The organism is Streptomyces eurocidicus (genome assembly GCF_002891295.1).
GTDB classification, from domain to species: Bacteria; Actinomycetota; Actinomycetes; order Streptomycetales; family Streptomycetaceae; genus Streptomyces; species Streptomyces eurocidicus.
In genome coordinates, this window is sequence record NZ_LGUI01000002.1 from 701,647 (window position 1) to 713,560 (window position 11,914).

9 protein-coding genes are annotated in these 11,914 nt (G+C 73.3%); 8 read left to right on the forward strand and 1 reads right to left on the reverse strand.

The window, feature by feature from the left end; all coding sequences use genetic code 11:
• The first annotated feature begins 2 nt into the window (after positions 1-2).
• From dpgA to AF335_RS07940, 4 genes are read left to right on the forward strand one after another with little or no spacing between them, the layout of a single operon-like run.
• Positions 3-1,163 carry a 3,5-dihydroxyphenylacetyl-CoA synthase DpgA gene (gene dpgA, locus AF335_RS07925; RefSeq protein WP_376697859.1) on the forward strand — a complete coding sequence of 387 codons (1,161 nt, stop codon included), beginning with the start codon at positions 3-5 and terminating at the stop codon, positions 1,161-1,163.
• A 38-nt stretch (positions 1,164-1,201) separates the two neighbouring features.
• Positions 1,202-1,921 (forward strand): enoyl-CoA-hydratase DpgB, encoded by a 720-nt coding sequence (dpgB, locus tag AF335_RS07930; protein ID WP_244926954.1) that lies wholly within the window; start codon positions 1,202-1,204, stop codon positions 1,919-1,921.
• Complete coding sequence (dpgC, locus tag AF335_RS07935) at positions 1,918-3,324, forward strand: (3,5-dihydroxyphenyl)acetyl-CoA 1,2-dioxygenase DpgC (RefSeq protein ID WP_102917552.1); 1,407 nt, start codon at positions 1,918-1,920, stop codon at positions 3,322-3,324. The genes dpgB and dpgC overlap by 4 nt, the downstream gene beginning before the upstream one ends.
• On the forward strand, positions 3,321-4,673 hold the full coding sequence (locus AF335_RS07940) for an aminotransferase-like domain-containing protein (RefSeq protein WP_102917913.1): 1,353 nt from the start codon (positions 3,321-3,323) through the stop codon (positions 4,671-4,673). The genes dpgC and AF335_RS07940 overlap by 4 nt, the downstream gene beginning before the upstream one ends.
• Positions 4,674-4,734: 61 nt before the next feature.
• On the opposite strand, the gene alr is transcribed toward AF335_RS07940, so the two are convergent.
• The gene (alr, locus tag AF335_RS07945) at positions 4,735-5,913 is read right to left on the reverse strand and encodes an alanine racemase (protein WP_102917553.1); all 1,179 of its coding nucleotides are present in this window, start codon (positions 5,911-5,913) and stop codon (positions 4,735-4,737) included.
• Positions 5,914-6,087: 174 nt separating this feature from the next.
• Between alr and AF335_RS35450 the strand changes: the two genes are divergently transcribed.
• From AF335_RS35450 to AF335_RS07965, 4 genes are all read left to right on the forward strand, one after another.
• Positions 6,088-7,797 carry an ABC transporter ATP-binding protein gene (locus tag AF335_RS35450; RefSeq protein ID WP_102917554.1) on the forward strand — a complete coding sequence of 570 codons (1,710 nt, stop codon included), beginning with the start codon at positions 6,088-6,090 and terminating at the stop codon, positions 7,795-7,797.
• Complete coding sequence (locus tag AF335_RS07955) at positions 7,794-9,545, forward strand: ABC transporter ATP-binding protein (protein ID WP_102917555.1); 1,752 nt, start codon at positions 7,794-7,796, stop codon at positions 9,543-9,545. The genes AF335_RS35450 and AF335_RS07955 overlap by 4 nt, the downstream gene beginning before the upstream one ends.
• Before the next feature lie 108 nt (positions 9,546-9,653).
• On the forward strand, positions 9,654-10,703 hold the full coding sequence (locus tag AF335_RS07960; RefSeq protein ID WP_184743820.1) for a methyltransferase: 1,050 nt from the start codon (positions 9,654-9,656) through the stop codon (positions 10,701-10,703).
• Complete coding sequence (locus AF335_RS07965; protein ID WP_184743817.1) at positions 10,700-11,887, forward strand: cytochrome P450; 1,188 nt, start codon at positions 10,700-10,702, stop codon at positions 11,885-11,887. Before AF335_RS07960 ends, AF335_RS07965 begins: the two co-directional genes overlap by 4 nt.
• Positions 11,888-11,914 lie beyond the last annotated feature (27 nt).

Below are 11,914 nucleotides of genomic sequence, written 5' to 3' on the forward strand. Positions count from 1 at the left end.
CAGTGATTCATGACCTGCTGCCGGAGGCGACCCCACGCCCCGGCACACCGGGCGGCCCGCAGCCCGACGGCCGTCCGGCGGCACCCGTCCCCCGGATCACCGCCGTCGCGACGGCCGTTCCGCCCGACTCGTACGCACAGCGAGAGGTCCTCGACCTCTTCGGCATCGACGACCCCCGCATCAGATCGCTCTTCCTCAACAGCGCCATCGAACGCCGCCACCTCACCCTCCCGCCACGGGCCCCCGGCGGCACCTGGCACTTCGAGACCCAGGGCGAACTGCTGCGCAAACACGCCACCGGCGCCGTCGACCTGGGCGGTCGCGCCGTCCTCGCCGCCCTGCGGGAGGCGGGAGCGGAGCCCGCGGACATCGGCTACCTGTGCTGTGTGTCCTCCACCGGGTTCCTGACCCCGGGGCTGAGCGCCCTGCTGGTCAAGGAACTGGGGCTGCGCCCCGAGACCTCCCGCCTCGACGTCGTAGGCATGGGGTGCAACGCCGGGCTCAACGCCCTGACCGCGGTGACCGGGTGGGCGAGCGCCAACCCGGGACGACTGGCGGTGATGGTCTGCGCCGAGGTCTGCTCCGCCGCGTACGTCTTCGACGGCACGATGCGCACCGCCGTCGTCAACAGCCTCTTCGGCGACGGTGCCGCCGCGGTCACCGTCGTCGCGGACGAGCACGGCGACACAGCGCGGGACGCGCGGCCGGGGGCGGCCGGCACCGCCCCCGCCGTGCTGAAGTACGCGAGCTGCGTCATCCCCGAGGCCGTGGCCGCCATGCGCTACGAATGGGACGACGACCAGGGCAAGTTCAGCTTCTTCCTGGACCGTGACATCCCCTACGTCGTCGGCGCGCACGCCGAGCGGCCCGTCGCCCGGCTCCTTGAAGGAACGGGCCTACGCCGCTCCGACATCGCCCACTGGCTGGTGCACTCCGGCGGCAAGAAAGTCATCGACTCGGTGCGCGTCAACCTCGGACTCACCCGGCACGACGTGCGGCACACCGTCGGTGTGCTGCGCGACCACGGAAACCTCTCCAGCGGCTCCTTCCTGTTCTCGTACGAGCGCCTGCTCGCCGAGGGCGTCGTCAGCCGCGGCGAGTACGGGGTGCTCATGACGATGGGGCCGGGCTCGACCATCGAGACGGCGCTGCTCCGCTGGTAGTCCCCCCACCCCGACCCACGCGAGAACAGGAGAGCGAAGTGACCGTTCCACACGAGGCCCCGGAGGCACCGGGGCCCGCAGCAGCCGTCGGTGCCACGGTCGACCTGGAGGTCGACGTCACCGGCCCGCTCCCCGGGGCCGCGGCCGCGCTGCACAAGGCGTGCGACGTCGCGGAGGACGGCGGCCCCGGCACGGTGCTGACGCTGTGGCTGTCCGCCGGAGCCGCGGGCGGCGCCGACTGGCCCGGTGACACCGGCATCCATGACGTGAACCGGTGGGAACGGGCGGTGCGCCGGCTGGAGGGCACCCGGGCGGCCACCGTGGCCGTCGCCGCGGGAGCCACCGGCGGCCCTGCCCTCGACCTGCTCCTGGCGGCCGACCACCGGATCGCCGACCGGACGCTGCGCCTCTCGCTCCCCGGGCACGGTGGCCTGCTGTGGCCGGGCATGTCCGCCCACCGCCTGGCCCACCAGCTGGGCGCGGCCCGGGCCCGCCGGCTCGTCCTCACCGACGCCGCGATTCCCGCCGGCCACGCGCTGGACCTGGCGCTGGTCGACGAGGTCGTGGACGACACGAGGGCCGCGGTGGACGCGGCGGTCGCCCGGCTCTCCGGGGTGCCGGGCAGTGAACTGGCGCTGCGGCGCCGGCTGCTGGCGGAGGCGGTGACGACCGGCTACGAGGAGGCGCTGGGATCCCACCTCGCCGCCTGCGACCGGGAACTGCGCAGGATACGGGGAACCTCGGAGGCGCGGGCATGAGCGAGGACCGTACCCCCACCGCCCCCCGCACGGTGGCGACGGACGAGGACACGAGCGGCCTCGCCCCGCGCGTTGACCGCTGGGAGGCCGCGCGGCCCCCGCTGGGCCGCACCGTGCGGGAGGACGCCGAGGCACTGGCACAGCACATCTCCGAGGCCGAGGACCTCCTCGCCGCCCTCCCTCCCCGCCCCGAGCGCGACCGGACCCAGCGACAGGACGCCGCACGCCTGGCCGACGGCGGCCGCCGGCTGCGCGACCGCTTTCTCCGCCTGCACGCCGAGAGCGTCTACGACACCTTGACGGACGGGCGCACCCGGCACCCGCGGGTGGACGAACTCGTCTACGCGGCGGCCGAGGCGTTCCCCGGTCTCGTGCCGACGCGCGCGCGGATCGCCGCGGAACTGCGCCACATCCAGGCCCACAAGGAAGGGCGGGAGATCGACCAGGGCATCTTCTTCCGCGCGCTGCTCCGGTCCCCGAAGGCCGGCGCGCACCTCGTCGACAGCATGCTGCTGCCGACCCGGCGCGCCCTGGACCTGCTGCCGGGATTCCGCCGGGACGGCAGGGCCGACCTGGGAACCGTGCTGATCGAGCGGCGCGGGGCAGCGGCCCATGTGACCGTCAACAACCAGAGCTGCCTCAACGCCGAGGACAACCGCCTGATGGCGGACCTGGAGACGGCCGTCGACCTGGCACTGCTCGACGACGGCGTCCGGGTCGGAGTGCTGCGCGGCGGCGTCATGGACCACCCTCGCCACCGCGGCCGCCGGGTGTTCAGCGCGGGCATCAACCTGCGTCACCTGCGCGAGGGCCGGATCTCCTTCGTGGACTTCCTGCTCGGCCGGGAGCTGGGCCTGCTCAACAAGCTGGCCAAGGGCGTCATCCCCGACCCGGACCCGGACGCTTTCCCCGACCGGACCGTGCAGAAGCCCTGGATCGGGGTCGTGGACTCGTTCGCCATCGGCGGCGGTACGCAGATCCTCCTCGTGCTCGACCGGGTCATCGCGGCCGAGGACGCCTACTTCAGCCTGCCGGCGGCGCAGGAGGGCATCGTGCCGGGCACGGGCAACCTCCGGCTCGGCAGGCTCACCGGAAGCCGGCCGGCCCGCAGGATCATCCTGGGCGGGCACCGGATCGCCGCGACCGACCCGGACGCCGGTTTCCTGTGCGACCAGGTCGTGCCCACCGCCGGACTCGACGCGGCCGTCGAGGCGAGCGTACGGGAGCTGGACAGCCCGGCGGTGGTGGCCAACCGCAGGATGCTCGGACTCGCCGAGGAGCCGGCCGACGCCTTCCGGGCGTACCTGGCCGAGTTCTCGCTGGTGCAGGCGTACCGCTCGTACAGCGAAGACGTGCTGGAGAAGGTCGGCAGGGCGTGGGCACGGCCGGGAGCCTCCGGATGAGCGCGGCACCCGGGGGAGCGGGGCGGCACGAAGAGGCGCCCGGGCGGGGCGCGGTGCGGTTCACGCGGGACGAACTGCACGGTTCGCTGGCCGACCCCGTCCTCGGCACGATCGGTTTCCTCAACGAGGTCATGGCCCGGTACCCGGAGGCGATCTCCTTCGCTCCCGGAGCGCCCCACCTCACCCATCTCGGCGACTTCGACCTCGCCCGGCACGTCGAGAGCTACCTGGCGTACGCCGCCGAGCGGCGCGGTCTGTCCCCGGACCGGGCGCGGCACCTGCTGTACGAGTACGGCCCGAGCCGCGGCCTGATCAACGACCTGGTGGCGCGGGCGCTCGACCTCGACCAGGGCCTCGGGATCTCCCCGGACGCGGTCGTGGTCACCGTGGGCGCCCAGGAGGCGATGCTGCTGACCCTGCGCGCCCTCTGCAGGCCCGGCCGGGACCTCGTCGCCGTCGTCCAGCCGTGCTTCGTCGGCATCACCGGAGCCGCCCGGCTGCTGGACATCGACCTCGTGGCCGTCGACGAGACCGCCGACGGGATCGACCTCGACGGGCTGCGGACGGCCTGCCGGGCCGCCCGCGCCGACGGCCGGCGCGTCCGTGCCCTCTACGTGGCCCCGGACTTCGCCAACCCCTCCGGCACCGTCCTGGACCTGGCCACCCGCAGGCGGCTGCTCGACTTCGCCGCCCGCGAGGACCTGCTGCTCCTGGAGGACAACGCCTACGGGTTCACGGCCGCGCCGGGCTCCGGGCTGCCCGGCCTCAAGGCCCTGGACGAGGACGCCCGGGTGGTCCTGCTGGGCACCTTCGCCAAGGTGTGCCTGCCCGGCGCCCGGGTCGGATTCGCGGTGGCCGATCAGACGGTGTGCACGGCGGACGGCTCGCGGCGGCTGCTCGCCGACGAACTGGCGGCCCTCAAGAACATGGTCACCGTCAACACCTCGCCCATCAGCCAGGCCGTCATCGGCGGGATGCTGCTGGAGAACGGCGGTTCGCTGGCCGCGCTCGGCCGGGACAGGGCGACGCTCTACCAGCGCAACCTCGGCCTGCTGCTCGCGGCTCTGGACCGCCATCTCCCCCCGGGCGCCGGGCGCCCGGCGGGCGTGAGCTGGAACCGGCCCGCGGGCGGGTTCTTCGTCCGCATGCGGTTGCCGATCCCCGCCGACACCGCCCTGCTGGACGAGTGCGCCTCCCGGTACGGCGTGCTGTGGACCCCGATGGACCAGTTCTACCTGGACGGCTCCGGCGCCGACGAGCTGCGGCTCTCGTGCAGTTACCTCGACCCGGAGCAGATCGGGGAAGGCGTCGCCCGGCTGGCGCGGTTCCTGCGCGAGGTCTGCCCGTAAGGCCGCCGACCGGGCGAGCCGGGCCCCGCCGACCGCACGGCCGGCGGGGCCCGTCACCGGCTCAGCCGGCCTCCTGGTAGACCCGGGGCACTCCGGCGCCGATCCCCGCGACCACCTCGTACGGGATCATGCCCGCCGCCCTCGCCAGCTCCTCGGCCGTGGGCTCCCCCTCGTCACCGGGGCCGAAGACGAGCACCTCGTCCCCCGCCGACGCGTCGTCACCGGACAGGTCCACGACGAACTGGTCCATTCCCACCCGGCCCGCGATGCCCCGGCGTTTCCCCGCGGCCAGCACCGCGCCCGTGCCCGCGGCCCGCCGCGGAATTCCTTCGAAATAGCCTGCGGGGACGAGTCCGAGGGTCGTTTCCCGCTGCGTCCGGTATTCCAGCCCGTAGCCGACGCCCTGCCCGGCCGGAACCCTTTTCACCGAGGAGAAGAACGCGGCGAGCGTCATGACGGGCCGCAATCCGAGCTCCCGCGCGGATCCCGCCTCGGCCGACGGGGACAGGCCGTACGCCGGAATTCCCACACGGATCAGGTCGGACGGCAGGCCGGGTGCCAGGAACAGGGCCGAGGAATTCGCCAGATGGCGCACCTCGGGGCGTACCCCGGCCTGCTCGGCGTGGTGCACCGCGTCGCGGAAGACAGCGGCCTGGGCCGCCACGGAAGGGTGGCCGACCTCGTCGGCCACCGCCAGGTGGGACCACAGCCCGACGATGTCGATCAGCCCCTCGGACTGTGCCTCCAGCGCGGCCGCCACCAGCCCCGGCCACTCCTGAGGGGGGCACCCGTTGCGGCCCAGGCCGCTGTCGGCCTTCAGGTGCACCCGGGCCCGCAGGCCCGCCCGGGCGGCCGCCCGGCGCAGCTCCGCCAGGTCCCAGAAGCCGCTCACCGACACGTCTACGCGCGCCCGGACCGCTTCCTCGAACGGGCCGCCGGGGGTCCACAGCCAGGCCAGGACGCGGCCGCCCACGCCCGCGCGCCGCAGCGCGAGCGCCTCTTCGGGCACCGCGGTGCCGAGCCAGCCGGCCCCTGCCTCCAGCGCCGCCCGCGCGCACCGCACGAGCCCGTGCCCGTAGGCGTTGGATTTGACCACGACCATGAGCTCGGCGCCGTTCGCCCGCTGAGCCAGCAGACGCACATTGCCGCGCAGCGCGTCCAGGTCGATCCGTGCCTCGATACGCGCCCGAATTCCACTGCGAAGCCGCGGTCCGCTAAAAGTGAATTCACTCGCCGTCATATTCGTGGGATTCATGGGACTTGTTATAGCAGCGCGGCCCGACCGCGTCGATCGGTCGCCGAATTCCTCGCCGCATTCCCCGGGCGGGATGCGCGGAGCGTTCAAGAAGCCTGGTGTTCGAGAAGCGGCGGAACCTTGCCGCCCCACCGGGGTCCCCGTAGGCTGACCCGCCTTATGCGTGATTTACCCGCCCTGGATCCAGGGACCCCGAACACCCGGTCACCCGCGGGTTATCTGCGGTGGATCGCCGGTCTGCACCGCGGACCGCTTCTGCTGGGCATGGGCTACGGCATCCTCTGCATGCTGGCGCCCGCGCTGATGCCGGCCGCGATCGGCGAGGCCATCGACGCCGGTGTCGGCGCCCGCGACCAGGGAGCGCTGCTGCGGTGGGGCGCGGTCGTGCTGCTGCTCGGCGTGGTCCAGGCCGTCGCCGGCATCCTGCAGGACCGGAGCGGCGTGGCGGCCTCGCTCGGCGCTGCCTACCGCACACTGCAACTCGTCACCCGCCAGGCGACGCGCCTGGGCGCCGCACTGCCCAAGCGCCTGTCGACGGGCGACGTCGTCAGCGCCGGAGTGAACGACGTCGTCCAGATCGGCGGCGCCCTGGAGGCGACGGGGCGCGCCGCGGGTGCCGTCGCGACGATCGTCGTGGTCACCGCGATCATGCTGGCCTCCTCCTGGCAGCTGGGTCTGGTCGTCCTCGTCGGCGTGCCGCTCATGGCCCTCGCCGCATCCCTGCTCATCCGGCCGCTGCACCGGAGGCAGGGGAGCGTGCGCGCCCAGCAGGGGGAGCTGAACTCCCATGCCGTCGACGTCGTCAGCGGCCTGCGGGTACTGCGCGGCATCGGAGGGGAGAAGGCTTTCGAGAAGCGCTATCACGCGGAGTCCCAGCGGGTACGGCGGGCCGCCGCCCGGGTCGCCCGCGTCGAGGCGCTCCTCGGCGGGGCCAAGGTCCTGCTGCCCGGCCTGCTGGTGGTGGTCGTCGTCCGGCTGGGCGCGCAGCACGTCCTCGCCGGCCGCATCACCGCCGGTGAACTGGTCGCCTTCTACGGCTACGCCGTCTTCCTGGCCACCCCGCTGCGGCGGCTGACCGACGCCGTCGACCGGTTCATCAGGGGGCACGTCGCGGCCCGGCAGGTCGTCCGCTTCCTCACCCTGGAGCCGGAGGCGGCCCCTGTCACCGGGCGGGCCCGCCCGCACGAGCCGGCCGCCCTCGCCGACCCCGTCTCCGGAGTGGTCGCGGCACCGGGGCGGTTCACCGCCGTCGTCTGCGCGTCCCCCGCCGACGCCGACGCGCTCGCCGACCGGCTCGGCGGCTACACGCCGTCCACGGTCACCTACGGGGGCGTCCCGCTCCACGAGCTGCCCCTGGACGAGGTGCGGCGCCGCGTCCTCGTGACCGACAACGACGCGAGGCTGTTCTCCGGCTCCCTGCGCACCGTCCTCGACCCGGCCGGGCGCGCCGGGGACGCGGGCGAGGTGTGGGACCGCGCCCTCGACGCCGCGTCGGCACGCGACATCCTCGAAGGGCTGCCCGGCGGCCTGGACGGGGTGGTCGTCGGAGCCGGCACCGAGTTCTCCGGCGGCCAGCGGCAGCGGCTGCGCCTGGTCCGCGCCCTGATCAGCGACCCGGAGGTACTCATCCTGGTCGACCCCACCAGCGCGGTCGACGCCCACACCGAAGCCCGCATCGCCCAGCGGCTGCACACCGCCCGGGGGGGCCGGGCCACCCTGGTGCTCACCACCAGCCCGCTCCTCCTCGACCGCGCGGACCACGTCCTCCACGTCGACGCGGGCGAGGTCGTGGCGGCCGGGACGCACGACGACCTGCTCGCGGACCCCCGGTACCGGTCCGTCGTCACACGAGAGGAAGAAGCGGCGTGACACTCCTGCCGATCGCATCGGCGAAGGAAGTACGCTCCTACGCACGGCACCTGACACTGCGCCATCCCGCCCGGCTGGCGGGCGTGCTGGTGCTGCACGGGCTCGCGGCCGTCTCCGGTCTGGTGGCCCCGCAGCTGCTGGGCGGGGTCATCGAGGACGCCGGGCACGGCGTCGACCGCGCGGGGCGCACCGCGCTGCTGATCCTCCTGTTCGTCGTCGTCCAGTCCGCCCTCGTCGCCACCGCCGCGTACGCCTCCGCCACCCTGGGGGAGAAGGTCCTCGCCGCACTGCGCGAGGAGTTCGTCGGCAACGTGCTCGCCCTGCCCCTGGCCACGGTGGAACGGGCGGGCACCGGCGACCTGGTCACCCGCACCACCCGCGATGTGGACGTGCTCGCGCGCACGGTGCGCCAGGCGGTCCCGGACACCCTCATCGCCTCGGTGACGATCCTCATCACCCTGGGCGCCCTGGTCATGACGAGCCCCCTGCTCGTCCTGCCCTGCCTGATCGCGGTGCCTTCCCTGTGGCCGGCGACGCGCTGGTACCTCGCCCGCGCCCGGGAGGGATACCTGCGCGAGAACGCCACGTACTCGCGGATCACCGAGTCGCTCACCGAGACCGTCGACGGAGCTCGCACCGTCGAGGCGCTCCGGCTGGCCCGCCGGCGGCTCGACCGGGCCGACGCCGACATCACGGAGGCGTACCGGGCCGCCCGGTACACGCTCCGGCTGCGCACGGTCTTCCTGCCGGTCTCGGACGTCTCCTATGTGCTGCCCGTCGTCGCCACCCTCGTCGTCGGCGGCCTGTTCCACCTCCACGGCCACGCCACACTCGCCGAGGTCACCGTCGCCACGCTGTACGTGCAGCAGTTGCTCGGCCCGGTCGACCAGTTGCTCTTCTGGACGGGGGAGATCCAGGTGGGCGGCGCCTCCCTGGCCCGCCTCCTCGGCGTGGACCGCCGACGGCACACGGCCGGCCCCGGCCCGGGGCCCGGCACCGCGACCCCCGCCGAGCCCGGAAGCCTCACCGTGCGGTCGGTGCGCTATGCCTACCGCCCCGGCCGGGACGTCCTGCACGGCATCGACCTCGACATAAGCCCCGGCGAACGGCTGGCCGTCGTCGGCCCGTCGGGAGCGGGGAAGTCCACCCTGGGCCGGCTGCTCGCCGGCATCCACACCCCCCACAGCGGATCCGTGTCCTTGGCGGGCACGTCCCTGGCCGACCTGGCGCCCGGCGAGCTGCGCCACCACGTCGCGCTGGTCACCCAGGAGCACCATGTCTTCCGCGGCACGCTGCGCGACAACCTCCTCATCGCCAAGGCGGACGCGGACGACGCCGAGCTGACGGCCGCGCTGAAGACGGTCGGCGCCACGCGCTGGGCGGCGGAGCTCGGACTCGACGCCCGGATCGGATCGGGCGCGCACCCGCTCTCTCCCGCCCAGGCCCAGCAACTGTCCCTGGCTCGACTGTTGCTGACGAATCCTCATACACTCGTTCTCGACGAGGCCACCTCGCTGATCCCGCCCGGGGCGGCCCGGCAGCTGGAGCGCTCGCTGGCCGCGGTCCTCGAAGGCCGCACCGTCATCGCCATCGCCCACCGGCTGCACACCGCCCATGACGCCGACCGCATCGTCGTCATGGAGGACGGACGCATCAGCGAGATCGGCCCGCACGACGCACTGGTCCGCCAGGGCGGCGTGTACGCGGGCCTGTGGAACTCCTGGCACGGCCGCGTCACCCAAGGGTGAGCCGCGCCCCGACCGGGCGTACGCACCAGGACCTTCCTCCACCTCCATGTCGGCACCCGCGCACCGGCGGGCGCCGGCCTCCACCACACCTCCACGGGGAGCCCACGCATGTCTGTGAATTCCGTACGCGAGAACGACCGGGTCTACGAGCGTTTCCAGCTCATCGTCAACGGCCCCGCCCTGTTCAACGCCGTTGTGACCGCCCTCGAACTCGACGTCTTCAAGCTGCTGTCCGACCACCCCGGCTCGGACTTCGACAGCATCCGGGAGTCCACCCGGGTCCCCGCGCACCAGCTGCGCGTCCTCCTGCACGCGCTGTGTTCCACCGAACTCGTGGACAAGCGGGACGGCGGCTACACCAACTCCTCCGTGGCCCAGGAGCTGCTGGCCGGCGACGGCCCTGACAGCTGGCGCCACATCCTCCTGGGCTGGCAGAAGATCTACTACCCGGCGTTCGCCCAGATGACGCCCGCCCTGCGCGCCGGCACCAACACGGCGCTGGCCACGCACCCCGGTGACGAGCCCACCCTCTACCAGCGGCTCGCCCACGACCCGGAGCTGGAGAAGGTCCTGCACGCGTCCATGGGCGCGTTCACCCTCCAGTCCGTCCCCGGCCTCCTCGACAACGCGGACCTCTCCACCGTCCGGCACCTGCTGGACGTCGGCGGCGGCGACGGAACGACCGCCAAGCAGCTCGTGGAACTCCACCCGAACCTGCGGGTCACGGTCTTCGACATGCCGAGCGTGACGGAGATCGCCGGCAGCGACGTCCCCGAAGCGCTCGCCGGACGACTGGCACTGCACCCCGGCGACCTCTTCGCGGACGCCTTCCCGCAGGACGCCGACGCCATCCTCTTCAGCCACCTCCTGGAGGTCTTCTCCGAGGAGCAGATCCGGCGGCTGCTGGCCAAGGCGTACGACGCCCTGCCGTCCGGCGGCAGGATATTCCTGTACGGATTCGACGCCGCGGACCAGGAGCGGCGCGGCACCTTCGCCGCCCGCCTCTCCCTCTACCTCAACGTCCTCGCCACCGGCCAGGGCATGGCCTACCCGGCCGGCGACTACGCGAACTGGCTGGAGCGGACCGGGTTCAGCGGCGTCGAGACGTACACCGACCTGCCGTACGACCACGCCCTCGTCACCGGAACCAAGAAGTGACGTACGCCGAACCCCTGCCCACCGTACGGACCCACCCCTTCGACCCGCCTCCCGGCCTGGCGCCGGAGCACGGCACGAGCCCGGTGCGCAGGCTCGCCTATCCCGACGGACACATCGGCTGGCTCGTCACCGGCCACCGGCTCACGCGCACCGTGCTCGCCGATCCCCGCTTCAGCGCACGGGCCGAGTTCAAGCGGGCCCCCGCGCCCCGGCCGGGGGTGGAACCTTTCATCGGCGGGCCCGCCCTCCCCGGCTGGTTCGTGGACATGGATCCCCCGGACCACAGCAGGTTCCGGCGCCTGCTGGTCCGCCACTTCACCCGCCGCAGGACCGAAGCCCTCAGACCGAGGATCGAGGAGATCACCGCACAGCGTCTGGACGCCATGGTGGAGGCCGGGCCACCGGCCGATCTGGTGGAGTCCTTCGCCCTCCCCATCCCCACCCTGACGATCTGTGAACTGCTGGGCATCCCCTATGCGGAGAGGGCGGAATTCCAGCGTAACAGCACCGCCCTCTTCAGCCTGAGGAGCACGGCCGAACAGTCCGCGACGGCCCTGAAGTCCCTCGACGCCCTGCTCCTGGACCTCATCCGGCACAAGCGCCGGCGCCCCGCCGACGACCTGCTGAGCGAGCTGTCCGACAGCGACCTGACGGAGGAGGAGGCCGTCGGCGTGGGTGTCCTGCTGCTCACGGCCGGACACGAGACGGTCGCGAGCATGCTCGGACTCGGCACGTTCGCCCTCCTGAGCCACCCGGCCCAACTGGACGCCGTGCGCCAGGGACGCGTGGACATGAGCGACGCCGTCGAGGAACTGCTCCGGTACCTCACGATCTTCCAGTTCGGGGTGCCGCGCACCGCGCTCGTCGACGTCGAGGTGGAAGGACGGCTGATCAGGGCCGGGGAGAGCGTCACGCTCTGCCTGCCCGCGGCCAACCGCGACCCGGACCGCTTCGACAGGCCGGACGAACTGGACGTCTCCCGGGCACCCGGTGGGCACCTCGCCTTCGGCCACGGCATGCACCAGTGCATCGGTCAGCACCTGGCCCGGGTCGAGATGCAGGTGGCGTACGCGGCCCTCGTCCGCCGCTTCCCCCGGCTGCGCCTCGCGGTTCCCGCCCACGACGTCCCGCTCGGCACCGACATGGGGTTCTACGGTGTCCACAGCCTGCCCGTGGCCTGGTAGCGAGCACGGGGAGCGGAAGAGGAGAAG